Origin of the sequence: Corynebacterium singulare (genome assembly GCF_000833575.1) — a bacterium.
In the GTDB taxonomy this organism is placed as follows: domain Bacteria; phylum Actinomycetota; class Actinomycetes; order Mycobacteriales; family Mycobacteriaceae; genus Corynebacterium; species Corynebacterium singulare.
This window is the reverse complement of the sequence record NZ_CP010827.1, coordinates 2,020,725-2,043,293: the sequence shown is the minus strand read 5'-3', so window position 1 is coordinate 2,043,293 and position 22,569 is coordinate 2,020,725. Positions and strand designations below refer to the sequence as shown.

Annotated in this window: 15 protein-coding genes, 1 tRNA gene and 1 CRISPR repeat array; of the genes, 15 read left to right on the top strand and 1 reads right to left on the bottom strand. The window is 59.4% G+C overall.

Annotated features, from left to right (window positions below; all coding sequences use genetic code 11):
• The first annotated feature begins 90 nt into the window (after positions 1-90).
• The 12 genes from cas3 to CSING_RS09420 all read left to right on the top strand — a co-directional run bounded on the left by cas3 (position 91) and on the right by CSING_RS09420 (position 18,357).
• A complete protein-coding gene (gene cas3 / locus CSING_RS09470; protein ID WP_456062132.1) occupies positions 91-2,961 on the top strand; it encodes a CRISPR-associated helicase Cas3' in 2,871 nt (956 codons plus the stop codon).
• Between the two features lie 100 nt (positions 2,962-3,061).
• Positions 3,062-4,804 (top strand): type I-E CRISPR-associated protein Cse1/CasA, encoded by a 1,743-nt coding sequence (gene casA / locus CSING_RS09465; RefSeq protein ID WP_042531763.1) that lies wholly within the window; start codon positions 3,062-3,064, stop codon positions 4,802-4,804.
• The gene (gene casB, locus CSING_RS09460) at positions 4,797-5,465 is read left to right on the top strand and encodes a type I-E CRISPR-associated protein Cse2/CasB (protein ID WP_042531761.1); all 669 of its coding nucleotides are present in this window, start codon (positions 4,797-4,799) and stop codon (positions 5,463-5,465) included. Before casA ends, casB begins: the two co-directional genes overlap by 8 nt.
• A gap of 32 nt (positions 5,466-5,497) precedes the next feature.
• On the top strand, positions 5,498-6,646 hold the full coding sequence (cas7e, locus tag CSING_RS09455) for a type I-E CRISPR-associated protein Cas7/Cse4/CasC (RefSeq protein WP_042531758.1): 1,149 nt from the start codon (positions 5,498-5,500) through the stop codon (positions 6,644-6,646).
• Between the two features lie 23 nt (positions 6,647-6,669).
• Positions 6,670-7,386: a type I-E CRISPR-associated protein Cas5/CasD gene (cas5e, locus tag CSING_RS09450; RefSeq protein ID WP_042531756.1), complete on the top strand. Its 717-nt coding sequence runs from the start codon at positions 6,670-6,672 to the stop codon at positions 7,384-7,386.
• The gene (cas6e, locus tag CSING_RS09445; protein WP_042531754.1) at positions 7,383-8,078 is read left to right on the top strand and encodes a type I-E CRISPR-associated protein Cas6/Cse3/CasE; all 696 of its coding nucleotides are present in this window, start codon (positions 7,383-7,385) and stop codon (positions 8,076-8,078) included. The genes cas5e and cas6e overlap by 4 nt, the downstream gene beginning before the upstream one ends.
• Positions 8,075-9,013, top strand: a complete 939-nt coding sequence (gene cas1e / locus CSING_RS09440; protein ID WP_042531752.1) for a type I-E CRISPR-associated endonuclease Cas1e — start codon at positions 8,075-8,077, stop codon at positions 9,011-9,013. Before cas6e ends, cas1e begins: the two co-directional genes overlap by 4 nt.
• Positions 9,010-9,366, top strand: coding sequence for a type I-E CRISPR-associated endoribonuclease Cas2e (gene cas2e / locus CSING_RS13345; protein ID WP_083280871.1), 357 nt, complete (start codon positions 9,010-9,012; stop codon positions 9,364-9,366). Before cas1e ends, cas2e begins: the two co-directional genes overlap by 4 nt.
• Positions 9,367-9,454: 88 nt before the next feature.
• Positions 9,455-13,447: a CRISPR direct-repeat array (repeat unit 28 nt; unit sequence GTGCTCCCCGCGTAAGCGGGGATGAGCC).
• 362 nt (positions 13,448-13,809) lie between these two features.
• Positions 13,810-13,886 (top strand) — tRNA-Ile (locus CSING_RS09435).
• Positions 13,887-13,967: 81 nt separating this feature from the next.
• Positions 13,968-15,044, top strand: a complete 1,077-nt coding sequence (locus CSING_RS09430) for a trimeric intracellular cation channel family protein (protein WP_371440989.1) — start codon at positions 13,968-13,970, stop codon at positions 15,042-15,044.
• Positions 15,045-15,090: 46 nt separating this feature from the next.
• On the top strand, positions 15,091-16,689 hold the full coding sequence (locus CSING_RS09425) for an ABC transporter substrate-binding protein (RefSeq protein ID WP_042531750.1): 1,599 nt from the start codon (positions 15,091-15,093) through the stop codon (positions 16,687-16,689).
• A gap of 51 nt (positions 16,690-16,740) precedes the next feature.
• Complete coding sequence (locus CSING_RS09420) at positions 16,741-18,357, top strand: mechanosensitive ion channel domain-containing protein (RefSeq protein ID WP_042531748.1); 1,617 nt, start codon at positions 16,741-16,743, stop codon at positions 18,355-18,357.
• A 144-nt stretch (positions 18,358-18,501) separates the two neighbouring features.
• On the opposite strand, the gene CSING_RS09415 is transcribed toward CSING_RS09420, so the two are convergent.
• Positions 18,502-20,142 (bottom strand): alkaline phosphatase D family protein, encoded by a 1,641-nt coding sequence (locus CSING_RS09415; protein WP_042531746.1) that lies wholly within the window; start codon positions 20,140-20,142, stop codon positions 18,502-18,504.
• A 177-nt stretch (positions 20,143-20,319) separates the two neighbouring features.
• Between CSING_RS09415 and CSING_RS13340 the strand changes: the two genes are divergently transcribed.
• From CSING_RS13340 to CSING_RS09405, 3 genes are all read left to right on the top strand, one after another.
• Positions 20,320-20,955, top strand: coding sequence for an excalibur calcium-binding domain-containing protein (locus tag CSING_RS13340; protein ID WP_084226199.1), 636 nt, complete (start codon positions 20,320-20,322; stop codon positions 20,953-20,955).
• 10 nt (positions 20,956-20,965) lie between these two features.
• Entirely contained in the window at positions 20,966-21,769 is an 804-nt protein-coding gene (locus CSING_RS09410) for a serine hydrolase domain-containing protein (protein ID WP_042531744.1), read from the top strand.
• Between the two features lie 363 nt (positions 21,770-22,132).
• On the top strand, positions 22,133-22,567 hold the full coding sequence (locus tag CSING_RS09405) for a hypothetical protein (RefSeq protein ID WP_042531742.1): 435 nt from the start codon (positions 22,133-22,135) through the stop codon (positions 22,565-22,567).
• The last annotated feature ends 2 nt before the right edge of the window (positions 22,568-22,569 follow it).

Below are 22,569 nucleotides of genomic sequence, written 5' to 3'. Positions count from 1 at the left end.
TCCCAGCAGCGCAGGGAAGGTAATCGCCCTGCAGTGAAGCCTACATGGCACACCTGAAGAAACAAGTTTGCACGAATTTTAAACTTGCTAATGTCACAAGCTTTGGTATGTTTGGTGTTAACTCTTTCTCTCTCGCAAGCAAGGTCAATCATGAATGGGAACACTCACCAAGATTCGGTCTCTACTTTAATTCCGGCTCGGACACGCCAGTTCTGTTTAAGAGCCGAAGGCTGGGCGCGCGAACGGAGCCCGCAAGCCCAGAGTCTGTGGGCAAAGTCGGGTGATGGAACGGATTTCTTGACCCTCCCGCAGCATATGGTGGATTCAGCGTGTGCTGCGTCTTTCCTGTTCAACTCATGGTTGGCGCCCTCAGTGAAGCGGTATTTGTCGGCGGCTCTCGGCATCGGTGAGACTGGGGTTGAGGCCCTATATGTCTGGCTCGCCGGGGTGCATGACATTGGAAAAGGTATTCGGACTTTCCAGCGTCTACTTCTGGCCAGCGATAAAGCGCATCTCGTCTCGGCCGTCTCTGATGCGGGCTTGAACATCGATCTGAGCATTGACGAGGCTAATTTCGAAAAGCTCCCGCACGGCGTTGCATCGGGCGAAATCCTAGCCCTTTGGTTGCGTGCACGAGGAATCCCGCTTCCCCAGGCTAATAGTTTGGCGGCCGTCGTCAACGCGCACCACGGCATTGCCAACAAGCCGTCCAAGCGAGTTCGAGAACTTATCGAAGACTACCCCGAGCCGTGGAAGAAAGTACACCGCGAGCTTCTCGACGCCATGGCGGAGCTGTGCGGTGTCGATGCTGTCCTCACAGAAGTCTTCCGAGGAGGAAAACTCCATCAGGGAGTTGCAGAAATCCTCACCGGGCTTGTTGTGATGGCGGACTGGGTAGCGTCGAATGAGAATGCTTTTACCCTGCATGTCCGCGGTACCCAGCTAGAGCGCGTGGAGGCGGCCGCTGCGGTGATCGATGTGACCACGCCGTGGGAGCCGGAGATGGGCGAGTGGGGAGACATCGACAAGCGCTTTCGGCACTCATTCGGATGGCCCGAAGAATTCTGCGCACGTCCAGTGCAACGCGCGGTGGTTGAGGCGGTTCAAAAGCTAGACGGGCCGGCTCTCGTTGTTATCGAAGCTGAAACGGGTGTAGGAAAGACCGAGGCCGGTCTGGCCACGGCTGAGATTCTTGCAGCGCGTGGCGGTGCTCAGGGGGTTTACTTTGCGGCGCCGACGATGGCAACGGCTAACGGGCTGTTAGAGCGCACGATTGATTGGGCTTCCAACAACAGTGTCGACTCAGTAAAAAGCATGTACCTCGCGCACTCCAAGAACGTTTTGTCGGAGCCGTATCGGGAATTGAAATTTTCGCAGATCGGTAGGGACTCTGGTGGCGGCGGTGGTGTTATCGCCTCCCAATGGATGTCGGGACGCCGGCTGGGGTTGCTCTCCAACTTCGTTGTGGGCACTGTGGACCAGGTTTTGATGATGGCGCTGCAGCAGCGCTTCCACATGCTCCGGCACGTGGGCTTAGCCGGAAAGGTCATCATTTTCGATGAGGTTCACGCCTTCGACATGTATACCAGCGACTACTTACGCAGCACCATCGAGTGGCTTGGGTTTTACGGTGCCAGCGTCATCCTGATGTCCGCTACACTCCCACCCGAAAAGCGTCGCACTTTGGTAGAGGCTTATTCCACCGCGCCATGGCTAGACGAGGAACCTACTGGTTACCCGCTGCTGACGCTGGCGACGCGAGACTCTGTGGAGTTTCACCCAGTACCACCGACTCCCACAAACCTTGAGGCGCACATTGGCTTCCTTGATGATGACGTCGACGAACTCGTCAACTTTATGGAGCACAACCTTGAAGCAGGTGGCTGTGTCCTCATCATTTGCAACACCATCGCCCGGGCTCAGGAAGCATACCGTGCACTGGCGAGCATTTATGGCGAGGATGTTCAGCTGCATCATGCTGGTTTCGTGGCGTGGGAACGCGTGGAAAAAGAAGATGCTTTGCGCGACGAGTTGGGTCCCGAATCCCGCCGGGGAAGGGGACGTCCATGGCGCAAGATTGTGGTGGCGACCCAGGTGGCCGAGCAGAGTCTTGATATCGACGCCGATCTGCTCATTACTGATATCGCGCCGATGGACCTCATCATTCAGCGAATTGGGCGCTTGCACCGCCATGAGCGACCTGTCACCGATAGGCCAGCCAACTTGCAGCAGCCTCAGGTGATGATTCGTGGAATCGTCGAACGTGAGCCTGTTCCGGAGTTCGATTCGGGCGCCGAATACATTTATGGCACAGCGCTGCTCTTGTCCACGTTAGCTCTGCTGCCCAGTGTCTTCCGGCGGCCTGACGACATTGAGAGCCTCGTGCGTGAAACTTACGACCGAAACTTCACCCCGCCTGCAGGGTGGGAGGATGCGTGGGCACAGGCTCAAGAGCAGAGTTTGTTCGACGAAGACAGCGCCCATTCCAAGTCGTCCACATTCCGTCTCCCCAGCCCTCGCCGACGAACCAGCTACGATTCATTGTTCTCGCAGCTCATTAGTGACGGCGGGGCGTCGGGTGATGAACGAGGAGCAGCCCAAGTCCGTGATGCCGAACCTTCGGTGGAAGTCATTCCGATTCTGCGTACAGAGTACGGGTATCAACCATGGGGCTTGGATGAGGAAGTACTTGATGGTGCTGAGTTGTCCTACAAAGTCGCATTCCACCTGGCTGCGAGTACGGTTCGCCTTCCCATTCGTATGACGAGATGGGAGTCCGATTTTGACGCTGTCGTTGATGCTCTCGAGGATGCAACTCCAGACCAATGGCGATCCCACTTTCTCCTGCGTGGACAACTGGCAATGCCTCTCGATGAAACGGGGATTGTCCAGTTAGGCCGGTTCTCTGTCTCCTATACCTCCCAACTAGGAATCGAAATCCTCAGCGATAGGAGGGATTGAATGTCTACCACGATTTGTACTCTGAGGGCACCTCCTCTCAGAGGTATCTCACAACAACATCTCTATCTACTTCATGACTAAGAAAGGAGGCGAAAGAAGAATGACTGAAACCTCAACGTTCAATCTGCTCGATGAGCCGTGGATCATGTGCATGGATGGTGCCAACCAACAAGTTGCTTTGAGTATCCGTGACATCTTCTCCGGTCGCGGTGATGCACGCAAGGTCGTCGGTGATTCACCGACCCAGGACTACTCGGTGCTCCGGGTGCTGTTGGCCATCTTTTGGCGGGCGCATGCGCTCGACATTGCAGAAGAATACGGCAGTAACTGGGATGATTTCGATTGGCCGGAATGGTTTGACGAACTGCATGCACAGTTGGTGGGTGAACAGCGTGACGATGTAGTCCTCAACTATCTCGAGGCCTATGAAGATAGGTTCGATCTTCTTTCACCGACCGCCCCCTTCATGCAGGTTGCTGATCTGCATACGAAGTCGGGGGCAACCAGACCAGTCTCTTTCATCGTTCCCGAGGCCGCTGACAACTTCTTCACCATGCGCACGGCTGAAGGTCGTCAATCTCTCGCCCTCGATGAGGCCGCACGATGGCTCATCCATGCCCAGGCTTATGATTTCTCGGGCATCAAATCCGGAGCGGAAGGTGACTCGCGAGTAAAGGGAGGAAAGGGTTATCCCATCGGAACCGGCTGGACTGGTCGCACTGGTGGCACCGTTGTTCTTGGTTCGGGAGGTCTTCTCGAGACTTTGATTCTCAACACTCCACCGTCGGCCGTGCTGGATTCTGAAGAAGGCGGAGCCGTCAGCGCGGATATCCCGGTCTGGGAACGAGAGCCCGATACTGCAGCTCAGCGCCCAGGCTCGAATGATGACATTGGCGCAGTGCCGCATGGTGCTGTCGATCTTGCTACCTGGCAAGCGCGTCGCATTCGGCTCTTCTTCGAGGATGAACGGGCAGTCCAGGTACTCGTGTCGAACGGTGACCGAATTCCGGATGCAGGTAAGAACGTCATGGGTGATCCGATGACGCCTTACCGTTATAGCCCGAATCAGTCGAAGAAGGGTCAGACTGCGTATTATCCGCGCCCCTACGATCCGACTAGGACGATGTGGCGAGCTCTTGATGCTCTGATTGCGCTAGAGGATGACCCCGGCTTCGATAACAACAAAAACAAGGCCCCGAAGCGTCCTCGAAATCTCTCCAACTTGGCAGACCTAGAAGCAGATGGGTATCTGGACAAGAACGCCCTAGACCTTGCTTTGGTCTCGATGGAGTATGGCCCGCAGGAATCGTCCGTGGCCTCCACCTTCATTGCCACAATCGGTTTGCCACTTGTCGTGCTTCGGGCGGATGACACTGGCCGAAGGGTACGCAATGCGGTCCGTACCTCTGCAGAGAAAACAAGTAAGGCAGCAATCAGCCTTGGTTGGTTTGCTGGCCAGCTGCTGGTTGCCGCAGGAGGCGATTATGAATTCGGTACGAGTACAGCTGATCGTTTCTATGCCCGACTCGAGCCGCTCTTCCTGAGCTGGATGTCGGGACTAAGCTCTGACACCGCTGAAACTGCGCAGGTTGAATGGCAGAAGCAGGTGCGCGAACAGGTTCTTCGTGATGCACGTGAACTTCTCCGCGGTGCTGGCACCAAGGCCATCGTAGGCAGGGAAATCGATGCCGGTGACAGCGGTAAGGGGCGCATTATCTCGGCCGGTTCTCTTTTCCGTCAGCTGCATCGAAGGCTAGACAAGGACCTTCCGTTGACGGTTTCTCCCACTTCTCCGGAGGCGGATGCCTCCGGACTCTCACACGAGGATGACTCTCATGACTAAAACCCCACCCAGCGCCGATACTCCAACCACGCAGACGAGGCCGACTCTTCGCCCTGCTGTTGCTCGGACTGCGAATGAACTCCAGTTCGCTATACTGCATTCGCCGAATCACGCTAAGAGTGCCCAAGCCCGTGCAACGCTGGCTACGCTGCGCAAGTACGCCTCCGTTCCCCTCAAAGATCAACCGCTCGCGTTGGAGGAGGTTCTCCTAATCCTCCAGCCATCTCTGAGTGACAATGAGTTGGGCAAAAGCAACGCTCCGTCTCCATCAGAGGCAGCGGCTTTCAACGCTCTCGTGATGTTCGGCATTCACATGCAGAGTGCGACAACGGACGCCCATGTAGAAGGCCAAAGCTTCGCGCGTGCCTGTGGCCGATTTTTTGCCCAGAGCGAGTCCCAGTCCACCAAACCCCGTTTCGATGCCATGTTGGTCTCTCGCGATGAAGCATCCCGTCTGATTCACATTCGCTCACTCATTACATTGCTCCGTGGCGCAAAGATTGGCTTTGACTACGGGCAATTCGCGCAAGATCTCCGAACCCTTAACGTTCGCACCTCAACCCAGGCTGAGCAAAACCGACGCCAGGGAGTTCTTTTGAGGTGGGGACGCGATTTTGCCACCGGTGCTTTCTCTAAGAGCACGCAGTCCACTAAATCCTAACTCTCGATAACTACCCGAAAGGACCATTCACTATGTCTCTTGTCATCGATGTTCACGCTCTCCAGACACTTCCGCCATCCCTCATCAACCGCGACGACACTGGTGCCCCGAAGTCTGCTGTCTTTGGTGGTGTTCCCCGCCAGCGCGTATCTTCCCAATCTTGGAAGCGAGCCATTCGCGCCTACTTTGAGAACAACGTTGACCCGGATTCTGTAGGAGACCGCTCCAAGCGCCTCCCAGAAAAGATTGCCAAGTTGGTAGAAGACCACGAAGGTTGGGATGCCGAGCGCGCAATCAAACAAGTGTCTGATCTGTTCAAGGCCGCTGGAATTTCCACCGAAGTCGATAGCAAGCGGATCAAGGAACTGGAAAAGTCCGACGCTGAGGACAAAGAGGCGCTCCTCAAAGAAGCACGCTACCCGCGCACTAAGTACCTCATCTTTCTGAGCCCGCAGCAGATTGAACGTGCAGCCCGTGAAATCGTTGCTGCGGATGGGGAGAAGATCAAGAAGGCTGATGCGAAGGAAATTCTCGATACTCAGCACTCCGTGGATATGGCTATGTTCGGGCGCATGATTGCCGATGATGCTGCCTTCAACGTCGATGCCGCAGTGCAGGTTGCACACGCACTGGGAATTCACGATAGTGCCCCAGAGTTCGATTACTTCACCGCAGTCGATGATCTAGCTGAAGACGGTGAAGAAACTGGTGCAGGCATGATTGGCACAGTCCAGATGATGTCTTCCACTCTCTACCGCTTTGCCACCGTAAACGTTGCTGGTCTGACTAAGAACCTCGATTCCGAAGAGAATGCAAAACAGGCAGCAATTCAGTTCGTCGATGCCTTCATCAAGTCGATGCCAACTGGCAAAATCAATACCTTCGCCAACCATACTCTCCCTGAACTGGTGTACGTCACCGTTCGTGACACACGCCCAGTAAGTCTCGTGACGGCATTCGAGGAGCCGGTTCGTGCCACCGACAACAAGAACCTTCGCATCGCTGGTGCAGAGGCTCTAGCGAAGGAAGAGAAGGAGTTCGAGGAGAACTATGGCCTGAAGCCGCAGGCTTCTTTCGTGGTTGGTGTTAGCGAGGCACGAGAGCCTTTCGCAGAGATTGCAGAGACCGTCACCTTGCCAGAACTCGCGGAACGTCTCAGTGCAGCCCTGGATGCCTCCTAAACCTTGGGAGGGAGAATTTTCTCATGACATCGACCTTATTATTGTTACTCAAAGCTCCTTTGCAGTCTTGGGGTAATGAATCACGCTATGCCACGCGAACTACGGCACAGATTCCATCTAAGTCTGGGGTCCTTGGGATGCTCGCTGCTGCGGAAGGACGCCGGCGCACTGACGACATCACAGACCTCGCCGGTCTGACATTCGCTGTACGTGTTGACCAGTCCGGTAGCTTGCTGAGGGATTATCAAACGGCCCAAAACTGGCAGAGAAATCCCAAAGCTGATGCGAAGTTGATCACGCGCTACTTTCTGTCCGATGCTGCATTTGTTGCTGCAATCGAAGCAGAGGAGCGCAGTCTGCTTGAGGGCTTGGCTGAAGCGCTCAACAAACCTGCGTTCCCCATTTTCTTAGGCCGCCGATCGTGTCCTGCACCTCCGAATGTGGTTCAGGGAATCGTCGATAAGCCAGCAGTAAAAGCACTCCAAGAACATTCCACGTGGCATGCGACAAAGGAGTACATGAAAACATGCGGTGAGAAGGTGGCCCTTCCTATTTACAGGGATGCTCAGGCAGGAGAGCTCGGTGAGTCCCTGCAGGATGTCCCTGTCTCCTTCGATCCCAGACACCGAAAGTATGCTTGGCGCACGGTAGTCCAGCGTGAAAACGCACTTGTGGACAATCCGCTGGAGGCTTCGCAACTGCGCCCCGACCCATTTATGGAAGCAGTGATGAACGCGTGACTACCTTGACCAAAATCCTTATCAACCCGCAGTTGCGCCAGGGCCGAAAGCTGCTGAGCAACCCTCATGCCATGCATGCAGCGGTGAGCGCAGCGTTTCCGCCGGACATCGACAATTCCGACGCACGTATCCTGTGGCGCGTTGATCAGAACCGTCACGAGAATGTCCTTTACATCGTGGGCTCTGAAAAACCGACCTCGGCAGGCATTGTTGAGCAGGCCGGCTATGACACACGCCCGGCCCAATCCCTCGATTACACACGGTTCTTAAGGACATTGCAGAAGGGGCAGCGCTGGCGCTTCGAGTTGCTTGCGAACCCCACCTATTCCCAGTCCAACAACGGTAAGCGCGGAAAGGTCAAAGCTCATGTCTCTGTAGAACACCAGCTTGAGTGGCTTTACAAGCGCGCTGAAAAGGCGGGTTTTGCCCTAGCTCCTCGCGCACATGACGAGGCATCTGATGAAGAACGCGCACGATGGTCACTCGATGATGAGACAGCCATCGTGGAAAGGCGTACTCTCGATTTCCGCAAGGGCGAGAATCGGCGACATATTCGTATCGTTACTGTCCGTTACCGTGGCACGCTTGAGGTCACCGATCCCGAGCTGCTCCGAGCTACGCTTACTCACGGTATTGGTCGTGCTCGCGGCTATGGCTGTGGCCTGATGACGTTGGCGGCTGTGTCTTCATGACCACCCCACATGAGGTCCCTCTCACACGCCAAGCTTTGGCGCGCGTTGGGGACCGCATCAGTTTTCTTTACGCTGAGCGGTGCGTTATTAACCGCGATGGCAATTCACTCACCATCGTTGATCAACGCGGCACCGCGCATGTGCCCGCTACGCAGATTGCAGCTTTGCTTCTAGGACCGGGCACGAAGATTACATACGCCGCGATGGCCTTGCTTGGTGATGCCGGAGTGAGCGCGGTCTGGGTAGGGGAGCGCGGTGTGCGCTATTACGCACATGGCCGCCCACCCGCGAAGTCAAGCCGTATGGCAGAAATTCAAGCAGAAGTAGTCACGCATCAGCGCAAACGATTGAACTGTGCCCGCCGGATGTATGCCATGCGCTTTCCCGGTGAGGATGTATCTGGGCTAACCATGGCCCAGCTCCGCGGGCGCGAAGGTGCTCGGATGAAGAAGGTGTACGAAAAAGAATCTGTGCGAACTGGTGTCTATTGGAATAGGAGGTCGTACGATCCCAACGACTTCGAATCTTCTGATCCGATCAACCAAGCACTTACTGCAGCCAGCGCGGCCCTGTATGGGGTAGCACATGCTGTGATCTCCGCATTGGGCTTTGTTCCGGCTCTCGGCGTTATTCATACCGGAACTGATCGTTCCTTTGTCTACGACATTGCCGACTTGTACAAGGCAGAGATTTCAATTCCGGCCGCTTTTGACACGGTTGCTGCGGCGAAGGGTAAGCCGTCCGTTGAAGTGCGCCGTCATGTCCGCGATTATGTTGTTTCCCACCGGCTCATGCCCCGCATGGTCAAAGATTTGAAGTCCCTATTTGATGTCCCAGATGACGAGCTGGTGAGCGACGTGGAACTTATGCTCTGGAGTGAGCTTGAAGTGATTGCTTCTGGAATGAATTGGGCCGAAGAGGAGACTCTTTCATGATGGTTCTCGTTGTCACTGCGTGCCCTGCAGGGCTACGCGGCGACTTGTCGAAGTGGCTAATTGAACTAACTCCTGGAGTTTTCGTAGGACGGCCTTCCGCTCGCATCCGTGATCTGCTGTGGGAGCGAACCACCGAATTGTGTAAGGACGGCCGTGCACTTTTGGTCTATTCAGCAGCCAATGAACAAGGCATGGAGTTTAAGACTCACCGCCATCACTGGACACCTTCTGATTTTGACGGCGTTACGCTCATGGTCCGCCCCACAACGAAGCCACAGAATGAGCAGAATCGAAAGGGGTGGTCAAACGCCCGCCGTGTTCGTTCCGCATATAGGAAGCAGAAAGGTGCATAACTAACCAAGTAGCCGATAGAACAAGGCACTATTCATAAAGCCGTATGTAAAATAGTGGCCAGGCTCGAAGACTTGCAGCTCAGCAAGAGTGCTCCCCGCGTAAGCGGGGATGAGCCGAAGGCGGATTCTAGCCATACTCATTCCGAATAGTGCTCCCCGCGTAAGCGGGGATGAGCCGATTGCGTTCGCTGGCGCAATGACTCGTGACATGTGCTCCCCGCGTAAGCGGGGATGAGCCCGCGTTCTTGCCAGGCCCACGGCCACGCTTAAAGTGCTCCCCGCGTAAGCGGGGATGAGCCCCTACCTCACCGCCTAACCCCCGTGGGGGGTGGGTGCTCCCCGCGTAAGCGGGGATGAGCCCACACCAACTCGCAAGCAAATCCACGACGCGCAGTGCTCCCCGCGTAAGCGGGGATGAGCCCATCCGGGGGGAGACGCGCAACCTTCAGCACATGTGCTCCCCGCGTAAGCGGGGATGAGCCCGTTGGTGAACAGGCCGAAGACCTTGCCGTCACGTGCTCCCCGCGTAAGCGGGGATGAGCCCCGGCACCAGAAGAGGAACCATCGGAGGAAGAAGTGCTCCCCGCGTAAGCGGGGATGAGCCCCACTAGGCCCAATATCCGTCTCAAAGAACACAGTGCTCCCCGCGTAAGCGGGGATGAGCCGGTGCCGAAGGGCACTTATGTCATCGCTGCCCAGTGCTCCCCGCGTAAGCGGGGATGAGCCCATGTGGAAGTCGAGAGCACCAAGGGTCGGGAAGTGCTCCCCGCGTAAGCGGGGATGAGCCCCGCTCGAACCCCTCACCATCGACGAGGCCAAGGTGCTCCCCGCGTAAGCGGGGATGAGCCGGGGGTTGCAGGCATGCAGTGCCACAGCAGGGCGTGCTCCCCGCGTAAGCGGGGATGAGCCGGCTGGAAGAAACTCTAACCAGCACCCACTAACGTGCTCCCCGCGTAAGCGGGGATGAGCCCTCCAAATCGAGACACTACGCACCGCCGTAGCCGTGCTCCCCGCGTAAGCGGGGATGAGCCGACCAGATGGCCATCGGAATGTCGCACGGCACCGTGCTCCCCGCGTAAGCGGGGATGAGCCGGCGTGGAGGATAAAGCCGATGAGGCCTCCGAGGTGCTCCCCGCGTAAGCGGGGATGAGCCCTTATTAATCATCATCTCCTGCCTCATCGTGCTGTGCTCCCCGCGTAAGCGGGGATGAGCCGGTTTTTGATGGCTACTGTTAAGGGCAATATTTGTGCTCCCCGCGTAAGCGGGGATGAGCCCATCAGCGATTGCGGCAGAAAGAGCTTCAAGTGGTGCTCCCCGCGTAAGCGGGGATGAGCCCAACGCATGTACGGCAGCGGCGGATCATGCTTCGTGCTCCCCGCGTAAGCGGGGATGAGCCCACCGCCTGCGCGCCGTCCCACACCATCTCGACGTGCTCCCCGCGTAAGCGGGGATGAGCCGCTGAGGCGTGCGGGGAAGGTGGCGTCGCGGTTGTGCTCCCCGCGTAAGCGGGGATGAGCCCTTTGTCCCGTTTGTCCCTGTGGTGATGTTTGCGTGCTCCCCGCGTAAGCGGGGATGAGCCCTCTACGTGCTTACTCAGACCGAGAACCAGCCAGTGCTCCCCGCGTAAGCGGGGATGAGCCCATTCGGCACCAGACGACCAAGGCCAGAAGGCCGTGCTCCCCGCGTAAGCGGGGATGAGCCCGTCTGGGGGTCAGCCGCCGCCAACTGAGTAGGGTGCTCCCCGCGTAAGCGGGGATGAGCCCGTCAGCCGCTAAAACCTCAAGCTCACGCTGTGGTGCTCCCCGCGTAAGCGGGGATGAGCCCGCAGAATGAGAGGCCTCCCTAGCCGACACCGCGTGCTCCCCGCGTAAGCGGGGATGAGCCGAAGTTGGCGGAAGTCCGCGAGGATATTGCGGAGTGCTCCCCGCGTAAGCGGGGATGAGCCTTTTCCGACGGCATTCCACGCTTTACGAATACCGTGCTCCCCGCGTAAGCGGGGATGAGCCCAAATAGCACCAGTCATAGGGGACGTAGGTTGAGTGCTCCCCGCGTAAGCGGGGATGAGCCGTATGACGTGAATCAGTATGCGCTGACTACGGCGTGCTCCCCGCGTAAGCGGGGATGAGCCCCCATGGCGCGCCCATACTCGAACTCCTCTGCCGTGCTCCCCGCGTAAGCGGGGATGAGCCCTCGACTCCAGCGACGCAGACGACACCCTGCGAGTGCTCCCCGCGTAAGCGGGGATGAGCCCCGCACACTGTCGGGCATGGCGACAGCGTTCAAGTGCTCCCCGCGTAAGCGGGGATGAGCCGATGTAAGGCAGAGAGCCCAGCAGAAAGGAAAAGTGCTCCCCGCGTAAGCGGGGATGAGCCCTACCGCAGCCTGGGCGCGACCATCCACACCATGTGCTCCCCGCGTAAGCGGGGATGAGCCCCAACCATGCTGAAACAACCTCAAATTTACCGGGTGCTCCCCGCGTAAGCGGGGATGAGCCCCGCGATCCGCGTTGCAACCCGCTATGACCTGGGTGCTCCCCGCGTAAGCGGGGATGAGCCCCCTTAGCTCCGGCGCGTAGTTCATCGGGTGTGGTGCTCCCCGCGTAAGCGGGGATGAGCCCACCACCGTCTGGTGATGCCCTGGTGTCAGGCTGTGCTCCCCGCGTAAGCGGGGATGAGCCCCTCGAGTCGTACCGCGACACTCTCGTCGGTTAGTGCTCCCCGCGTAAGCGGGGATGAGCCCAATGGCTGCGGAAGGTGACTAACGGCGACTCCGTGCTCCCCGCGTAAGCGGGGATGAGCCCCGCACTAACAACGTAGAGGACTTTAGGGAGTCGTGCTCCCCGCGTAAGCGGGGATGAGCCCTGGTGAGGTGTCACGTCATTGGGTAGGGACCGGTGCTCCCCGCGTAAGCGGGGATGAGCCTGGCGAGAAGGAGAACTAGTCACCAAGGGAACCGTGCTCCCCGCGTAAGCGGGGATGAGCCCGCGACGAAGAAACCTACCTGACCGAAGCCACCGTGCTCCCCGCGTAAGCGGGGATGAGCCGGATGGTGAGCGCCTGGGCGCTGAGCCCACCACGTGCTCCCCGCGTAAGCGGGGATGAGCCGATTGCTCAGGCCGCGCTCAATACCGAGATGGGGTGCTCCCCGCGTAAGCGGGGATGAGCCGCTGGGTGTTTTGCGTAATCCAAGACCACGAGCGTGCTCCCCGCGTAAGCGGGGATGAGCCCAGGGCAGACTTGAGGAGCGTACCGGCGTCGGGGTGCTCCCCGCGTAAGCGGGGATGAGCCCTCGGCGGTTGATGCCATCGACCGGGAACTGGAGTGCTCCCCGCGTAAGCGGGGATGAGCCCAAATCTAGCTATCATGTCCTCGCGGGTACAGAGTGCTCCCCGCGTAAGCGGGGATGAGCCGGAAGCCTGGTACAACGGGCGAAAAGTGTACAGGTGCTCCCCGCGTAAGCGGGGATGAGCCCTCGGCGGTTGATGCCATCGACCGGGAACTGGAGTGCTCCCCGCGTAAGCGGGGATGAGCCCAAATCTAGCTATCATGTCCTCGCGGGTACAGAGTGCTCCCCGCGTAAGCGGGGATGAGCCGGAAGCCTGGTACAACGGGCGAAAAGTGTACAGGTGCTCCCCGCGTAAGCGGGGATGAGCCCGGTTATCGAGCCCGATAGGAAGGAAGGGCGCTGTGCTCCCCGCGTAAGCGGGGATGAGCCCGTGGTTGGGAGGGAACGAACGGCGCTGACATAGTGCTCCCCGCGTAAGCGGGGATGAGCCGGTTCCGGCAGTATGACCACCATAAGGGCCACCGTGCTCCCCGCGTAAGCGGGGATGAGCCCGTGGCGTTTGAGGGGTACCAGCCCACTTTGCTGTGCTCCCCGCGTAAGCGGGGATGAGCCGGGTTACGTAGACTCGGCTGTCGATAAGAAGGCGTGCTCCCCGCGTAAGCGGGGATGAGCCCGATGACCTCGAGGGCGCGGACTCACTGGAATGGTGCTCCCCGCGTAAGCGGGGATGAGCCCGGGCACGCGTACCCCGGCCTGAAGCTTGTGGAGTGCTCCCCGCGTAAGCGGGGATGAGGCGCGTCCATGTGTAGCAGTCATCGATGCTTCTCGGTGCTCCTGCGAGCGTGTGAAGTTAGCCCTGATGGGGTGTGTTCTGTCCGGCAGTTTGGTGTGCTGTTCGAAGGCTCTGGTTCTCGGTGGATTCCGGATCAGTGGCCCAAATGGGGGCTGAGCTTTTGCTGGTGCTGTCGCGCTTGTGGCACTGCTCGGCGCTTCCGAGGGCTCGGTGAGACCGAGAAGTGCAGCAGACTAGTGGGGGAGTCATTGCCGCAAATTGCTGTTTGAGGGTCCTGCCGATTAATGTTGCGGGGAGCGGATTCGCTGCTGAGTGTGGCGCGGCTGGCTGTGAGCCGGAGCGGACACATGAGTAATGAATACGCGGGGCTATAGCTCAGTCGGTTAGAGCTACGGACTCATAATCCGTTGGTCCCGGGTTCGAGCCCCGGTGGCCCCACCATCAGGCTCGCTGTCGAGCGTCGCCACGACGCTGGCGGGCGAAGCGAACCTCAATGCGAGAATCTGCGGGCTAGCAGTTACCATGACCCACATGAGTGTTGAGATGGACCCGTTAATCGAGTCGCTGTATTACTGGTCCGACATCATCGGAGTCCTTCTCATGGGCATGATCGGCGGCACCATTGCCCGCCAGCGCGGCTACGACATCGTGGGTTTCTTCTTCATCGCGATGTTCTCCTCCTTGGGCGGAGGCATGATCCGTGACGTGCTCATCAACCGCGGCACCGTGGCGGCGATGAGTCAGCCGGAGTACCTTTACTTGGCTTTTACAGGCGCAATCATCGCGCGCTTTGTCTACTTCAAGGGCAAGACCTGGGATTATGTGCAATCCCATGGTGATGCGGTGGTGTCGGCACTGTGGGCGTCGACAGGCGCGCTCAAGGCCATTGCCTACGGCCTGCCCTTCATTCCCTGCATCATGATGGGTGTGTTCACAGCGACTGGCGGCTCCATGATTCGTGACATTGCGATGGGCCGTGAACCGGCGGTCTTTGGTGACAACACGCCGACTGTTATCCCGGCAGTGGCGTGTGCACTGGTGGTGCTGGGGGCGGATGCCACCGGGTTCTTGGCCTACGGTGTCATTTTGGGCCCAATCGTGTCCTTTGTACTGACCATGCTGGGCATCTGGGTAGGCTGGCGCATTCCTGCCCGCCAAGAGTGGGCGCCGGTTAATGACACTGCTGCGTATGTCATGGTGATGGCGCGCAAGGCGGAGAACAAGGGCCGCGCTGTGGGCCGTCGTCTGGAGCCGACCAAGCTCCGTGCGTGGCGGCATAACCAGATGGAGAAAGCACTGCAGCGACGTATTGAGCGTGAGGTGCGCGCGGGTAAGCGCCGAGCAGACGCGACTATCGACGCCTCAGAGTTCCTCGATTCCTTCAATGAGGAAGTCGCCGAGATGTCTGCAGAGATGGCGGCAGCTTCTTCTGACGCCCACTCTGATTTCGGTGTAGACCTTAGCGGTGATTCCTACGATGCCCAGAACAGCGAAGGGCCTTCGCCGCGCGAGCTTCTGGACCGAATCTTGGCCGATGAGAAGCTTACAGATGAGCTGGTTGAGAAACTTATGCACCGCTACGAGAACCGAGATAATTAAAACCTGAAAAATAGGTTAAAATGGGTGCGGAAGAAAGGAGTCAAGGGTGCGATCTGTCCGGTCCGGTCTTAGCGTAGTGTTAGCTCTGGCCGTGACGTGCGTCGGCGCGGCGGCCGTTACAGGCTGCGCGGATGAGTCCGCACACGTCGATACTTCAGGACTAGACCTTATTACGACCGATATCTCCGAACCCCAAAAATCCCTCATCCCGGCAGACTCCAATGACGTTCCGGGTCAGACCATCATCAACTTGGTGTACTCCGGCCTGATGTATTTGGACAAGGACGGCAACCCGCACTATGACATGGCGGAGTCCGTCACCCAAGTCAACGACACGACCTATGACGTGGTCATCCGGGATGACGCAGTGTTTTCCGATGGCTCGGAGGTTGACGCCCGAGACTTCGTTGATACGTGGAATACGGCTGTACGCCAGTCATTGCTGTCGGCCTATAATTTCGAGCCCATCCTGGGGTTCCACGAGGGTCAGCAAACCATGCGCGGCTTGAGCGTGACGGGGAAGAAGTCCTTCCGCATTGAGCTCTCTCGCCCCACCGCGGGTTTCCTCGAGCGCTTGGGCTACTCCGTCTTCTTCCCCATGCGCTCTGAGGATCAAAATCAACTGACTGAGCGCGGCACGGATCCCATCGGCAACGGGCCCTACATGTTGGTCTCGTGGGAACGCGAAGAAGCTCTCACAATCGTGCCGAATCCTCGCTATGAGGGGCCGCGTACCCCGCAGAACGAGGGAATCAAGTTTGTAATCTATCCCTCAGAGGATCACGCTTACAAGGACTTGGTGGCAGGGAATCTGGACGTGCTTGTCCAGATCCCTGATTCCAAGCTGGCCACCTTCGAAGATGAGTTGGGTTCCCAGGCAGTAAGCAAGCCGGTGGGGTCCATGATGGAAATCACCATCCCGGCTAATGCCTCGAACTTCCGCGGCGAGGCAGGCCGTCTGCGCCGACGCGCCCTGTCTATGGCAGTGGACCGTGAGAAGCTGGCCCGCGAGGTCTTCTACGACACCGTAATCCCGGCCAATGGCTTCGTGGCACCACTTCATGGCACGATGCCACCCGCACCCACCGACGCAGAGGCGCTGACCTACCAGCCGGAAAAGGCCCGCGAACTCTGGGAGAAGGCAGAGAAAATGGATCCCTTTGAAGGGACCTTCAGCATTGCCTATAACCTGGATGGCAGCCACCAGAAGTGGGTCGAAGCTGTAGCTCAACAGATGACGGATACCCTCGGCGTGCCCTGTGAAGGTCGTCCCTTGGAAACGTTCAAGGATATGCGCCAAGAAGTCACTGCGCGTCACATCACGGGAGCCTTCCGCACCGTGTGGCAGGCAGAATACCCGGATGAATCTTCCTTCCTCGCACCACTGTTTGCGTCGTACTCGGCGGCAAATGAGTCCGGATTTAGCAACGGCGAATTCGATGATCTGCTCAAGAAAGCCGGCAAGGCCGCTACCAAGGCTGAGGCCCACGAGTACTACGCGCAGGCCCAGGATCTTCTGGTGGACGCTATGCCGGCGATTCCGCTGTGGACCTCAAAGGCACTTGGGGCCTATGGCAAGGACATTGCTCCCGCTAGCTACACGTGGAAGCCCACGCCGAACTATTATCTCATTCACCGCACGTAGTCGCTTCTTCTTCCAAGGCTTCTGGCAGGGTGCGCGGCTAGAGTTAGTGAAATGCTGAGGTACTATTTTTTCACCTTCTGGCAGGCCTTCATCGATCATGGCCTGCCGCTACTGGGCATGCTGCTCACCGTGCTTCTTATCCCCCGCGTGGGACGGCTGGCAGTGCGGGTTATCGAATCCCGCTTGGATGAGAACGAGGAATCAACCAAGGCGCGCTTAGCCTTGGCAGGCGCTCTGGTCTACGTTGCCCAAGCCGTGGCGTATTTTCTTCTCGTCGTGGCTGCACTCGCCAACCTGGGCGTACCTGCACTCGGTGCGGCCATCCCCGCAACCGTGGTCTCAGCCGCGGTCGGTTTCGGTGCGCAGAAAATCATCGGTGATTTCCTTGCCGGCTTCTTCATTCTCTCGGAGAAGCAGTTCGGCGTCGGAGATTATGTGAGCTTCGATGGCGTGACGGGCGTGGAGGGAACCGTTGTGTCCTTGACTTTGCGTACGACGACGGTGCGCACTCCCACCGGCGAGGTGGTTATGGTGCCCAACGGTTCAGCAGGCGTGGTGACAAACTATTCCCAGGAGTGGTCCCGTGCGGTGGTGGACATCGCCATCCCGGTCCATGAGGGAGACAGCCTTCCTGACACTACGGCTCGAGTGGAAAAGATTTCGGAGCACGCCATCCGCACACCGGATATTCGTGATGACGTGGATGGTGAGCTCGATGTGCTTCCCGCTACCGGAATTGTGGCGCCGACCGTTGCCGGTCAACCCTGGCAGGTGAAGTACCGTGTCCTCGTGCGGGTCAACCCTGCCCGCCAGTGGGCAGTTGAACGTGCGATCCGCTCGGCGCTGCTCGCGTCCTTCTGGGATCTGTACAAGCTCCCCCACCCAGAGGCCATTCCGGATGAGTTCCCCTTGGATCGCACGGCGACAAACTCCGCGAGCACATCGACGGGCAGTGATGCCCACGCTGAGGCGTCGATGACTAGCTCTGTGCCGACCACGAACCAGCATGCCGCTGCTAAACGTGAGGATTCGGGGGAGGCATCGCAGGCGGTAGCGGGGGCTGTAGCGAATACGGACATGAGCACTGACAATGGGCCAGGCCGCCCAGCTTATTCGGGGCGCGACAAGGAAGACGAGCCGGATGAGCACACTCGCGGAATTTGGCGCTCAGATCACCCAAAGAACAAGTGGGATTATTTCTGGACCATGGGCGGACGAGTACGCGCGTCCACGACCGGCCTATGTGCCGGGCTCGCTGTTGTTGGCGCATTGCTGCTCGCGTCAGCAAACCCGGATGGCGTGGATGCGGGCTGGCTGTCGCCCTCGCGGTGGATGAATGAAATTGCCAACGCGGCTGAGTCCTCGGAGCAGCAGACCGCGCCTGAAACAGCCCCACGCGAGGCCTCGCAGGACGACGCACCAGCAGCGGAGCCCACTGCGAGTGGCAGGGAAGAAGGCACAGAAGACGGCGCGGAAGCCTCCCCACGCAACGAGTCGTCTGTGGCTCCACGACCAGAGGAGGCGCACGACGGTGACACAGCAGCCACACCTGCGGTTACTGAAGGAGATGACGGGTCACGCACGGGCGATGTGACGGATACCGTGGAATCGAATGCCCCAGACGCCGCCGCGTCCACCGACACCGTCGAGTCAGCCCCTGCGAACTAAGCGGGGAACTCCTTGGGCGAACGCGGCTCTGTGAGAGACGCTCGGGAGAGCACATGAGAAATATGAGTGATAGGGATGCAACGCGGTGAAGCGCTACAGTGTGTTTATCGCTACTCGTGGCGCATTCGTTAACGCCAGCGAGGACTATGACACGAAACCAACGCCTGGTTTGAATGTCATCGAGACCGCCTCGTGAACCGGAGAACCGGGTTTAAGCAGGTCCTCCACTCGCAGCCAGTGCATCTGTGCCTCCTCGCGGGTGATGGTGACAAAGCTGTAGCCGTGGCTGTCCAAGTCCACGTGATGGCAGTGCGGGTTCGCTGCGCGGAGGAGCTGCTGTGCGGTCTGTGAGACGGTGTTTCCCTGACGCAGGTTGAGCGCCTCGTTGATATTGGGCGCCGAGACGGATGCGCACACCATTTCGGCCCCCACAACTCGGCTGCCTGTAGTGATGGCGTGGGCCCATTCGGTGTGAATGTCACCGGTGAGAAAAAGGGTGTGGGTGGGGAGGGCGTCGATAAGCGCACGGCGTTCGGCGGAGTACCCATCCCACTGGTCACCGTTGATGGGGATACTGGTGATGTTGTCCGTCAGTGCCGCAGCCACCTGCGCCGTCATGGAGTTCTCCTGAAGAGAAATGAGATTGAGTGGGGCGAACATGACGGAATTGCCCAGCACTTTCCACGTGGCCTGCGAGGTCTCAATCTTGCCCAACAGCCACGCGTACTGCTCCGAGCCCAGCATTGAGCGGCCTTCTTGGGCGAAAGCCACGGGGTTCCAAGACACCTGCTCATCGCGGTAGGTGCGCAGGTCCATCATGGTCAGCTCCACCAAGTCACCGAAGGTGAGGGAACGGTAGAGATGCCCAGCCTCGGATGGCGCGGTGGCGCGCACCGGCATCCACTCGAAGTAGGCGCGCATTGCCGCTGACTGTCGCGCGGCCCAGCTGCCTTCCGTGGCGGGGCTGTGGTTCTCAGCGCCACCGGCCCAGTTATCGTTAGCAATCTCGTGGTCATCCCACACCACGACCCATGGCAGCGCTGCATGGGCTTCCTGCAAGTCCGGGTCGGTACGATAGCGTCCGTAGCGCGTGCGGTAATCCGCCAGCGTTGTAATCTCGTGCGCTGGGTGGTGCAGGCGAACCGGCCCGAAACCGGAGTAGGCGCCGGAGCGATACTCGTAGATGTAATCACCCAAAAAGACCATGTAGTCCAGCTGCCCACCGCGGGCTCGCTGTGCGATGTCCCGGTAGGCGCTGAAGAAACCGGACTCCCAATTGGCGCACGAGGCCACACCAAAGGTGAGCTTGTCCGGGGAGGCATTCGCGGCGGGTGCAGTCTTGGTGCGTCCAATAGGGGAGGAGGCACCGTCTACGATGAAGCGGTAAAAATACACCGTGTCCGGCTCGAGGCCGTGCGGGTCCACGTGGACGGTGTGGTCATGGTCCGCGGTGGCGTGGGCGTGGCCACGCTTGACGACGTCCCCCATCCCCTCATCCCGGGCCACTTCCCATTCCACGGTGACTGCTGGGCCCACGCCGCTGCCAGGAAGGGCCTCCTCCGTGGGCGTTACGCGCGTCCATAAAATGACCGAATCCGGAATCGGATCTCCCGAGGCCACTCCGTGTACGAAGGGGAGCTGTCCTTCCGGCGGCTCAACGAGGCCGAGGGAGGCGGAAGCATTTGGATCCGCTGCGGAGGCGGAGGATGCGGCGAGTGAAGCGGCCGTGGCGGTGGCCAGGCCGGTGGCGTGCAGGAGTCGGCGACGAGAGAAGGAACGGCGCATGTTTCAAAGGTTTCTCCCCTGAAGCGTCTCCGCAACTTGGGGCGCGAGAATTCGCTCGCCGGTTAAATGCCGTTTTCCAGCCTGTTACGTGTGCTTTACCCCCGGGGTAGTGAGATTTCCTCGGCGGCGGTGTTACGGGATATAAGGCGGCGGTGTTACGGGATATAACAAGTACTTATGACAAAGTTCTCTCGCGCGGTTCTCGCCGCTTCTGTTTCTGTTTCACTGTCTCTTTTCGCCGTGGTCCCTGCTCATGCAGAGACTGGCGCTGTCGACGCGGAGGTTGTCGCTCCGGCGTCTACTGCCTCTGAGTCCGATGCTGACCCAACCTCTACCTCGGGCTTCGAGTCCCCCGCTAAGGACGACGCATCTGATGCTGAGGAGCAGCAGTCTTCTCAGGGGGAGAAGATCGCCCTCGGCGTGGGCATTGCTGCGGCAGTACTCGCAGCCGCCGCCGGAGGCGTGTTCTGGGCGGTTCAGCAGGGCATTATCCCGAATCCACTTCCTGGCGTTATCCCTTCACCACAGGCTCCTGCACCTGCGCCTGCTCCTGCGCCAGCGCCTGCGCCTGCTCCTGCACCGAAGCCTGAACCGGCTCCTGCCCCTGCTCCGGCGCCCGCACCAGCCCCGGCACCACAGCCTGCTCCGGCCCCTGCGCCGGCACCGGCCCCTGCGCCAGCACCGGCTTCCTATGGTCGTTGCCTCGATGTGTGGAACGCGCTTGGTCGCCCGATTTACCCGAGCGATCCGGGTTTTCGTTCCAAGTTCGACAGAGACGGTGATGGCGTAGGCTGCGAGAGGGATCCTCGTTAAGCTAGAGCGCATGAGCGCTTTTTCTTCCATTGAATCGTGGCCCGTCGACACCGTTTCCGGAGCACTGCTGCACCGCGGCGAGGTGGTGGAGCAGGTGGGGGATGCCACCCACCGCTTCCCAGTGGCGTCGGTGACCAAGCTTGTGGCTGCCTATGGGGTGATGGTGGCCGTGGAGGAAGGTGCGGTGGAGCTGGACCAGCCTGCTGGCCCGGAGGGCTCCACGCTGCGTCACTTGCTGGCGCATGCCTCCGGTGTGGGTTTTGACTCCCGTGAGCCGCAGAAGCCCGTGGGGCAGCGGCGCATCTACTCTTCGGCGGGCTATGAGTGGGCCGCTGAGGTGGTGGAGAAGGCTACCGACTTTTCTTTCCCTGACTACCTTGCGGAGGGAGTGTGCGCCCCGCTGGGAATGAGCGCGACCACCCTCGAAGGTTCGGCGGGCCACGGTGTGGTTTCCACCGTTAATGATCTCGCGGCCTTTGCCCGTGAGGTGCAGTCCCCGCAGCTGCTTGCTCCCTCCACTGTCGACGAGATGCGCAGCGTACAGTTCCCCGGACTGCGCGGCATCGTGCCAGGCTATGGCAGCTTTAAGGACTGCACGTGGGGACTGGGCTTTGAAATCCATGGGGAGAAGGAACAGTGGATGGGTGGCCTGCCAACTGATGCCGTGGGGCACTTCGGCATGAGTGGCACCTACCTTTGGGTTGCCGGTGACTGGGCCATGGTGGCGCTGACTGACCGTGATTTTGGGGACTGGTGCAAACCGCTGTGGGCGGAGGCTAACACCGCGATCTGGGAGGAGTGCCAGGCGCAGTAGCTATGCCGTGCCGTCGCCGGCTGTGGGCGCAACGGGGGTAGTGGGGTACCTGTGGTGGCGGCACGTGGCTGGTGCGTATGAGCACTAGTGTTGCGAAAGTGATTCGTGTGGCGGATTTCGGGGGAGAAGTCTCAAGGTGAGATTGAGACAGCGGGGGCTTAAGTGCAGGTTGAGGGTTGTTGAGGCTTAAGTGGCGGAGGAAAATTGTGAGCAACTCAGACGCACCGAAGCCACGTGCGGCTTGGCCCAAAGTTGAGCTCAGCGTGTGGCGTGATGAAGGCAAGTTCGTAGGGGAAGACGAAGCTCGTCTTGCGTCGGCGCAGGCCGGCGTGCCATCACACGGACGTCAAAGGAGACAAAGGAGTGAATCTACGCGTTCACCCGCAGCACGCCGACGCATCTGCGCCGGCCACGTCAGCGAGCCCTGTCGGCAGCCCCGCAGAAAGCTGGCCCAACCGCGCCCGCGGTGAAGTCGGCACAGCGGTCCTGCAGATTTCGGGCATGCCCCGCGGCCTGCGCCCGGCTATCGAGCGTGCCATGGCGCGCTGCATCCGCAGCGAGAGCGAATTCATCGTGCCGGGCGATGACCCACTCACCGCGCAGTGGTGTACCCGTTGGCGCCGCGATGCCGACTGGGACCCGGTGAGTGGAATGACGCTCGGCGGTGGCCCCAGCGTGGGCATCGGCTGCCGCCAGGTCCTTACCGGCACGCCCAGCGAGCTGGAAGCCCTAGGCCGCGCAGTAGAGATGCTGGCAGGGGAGTACGGCTTTAAAGGTGCAGTCCGGCGCGCGCTCTAGGC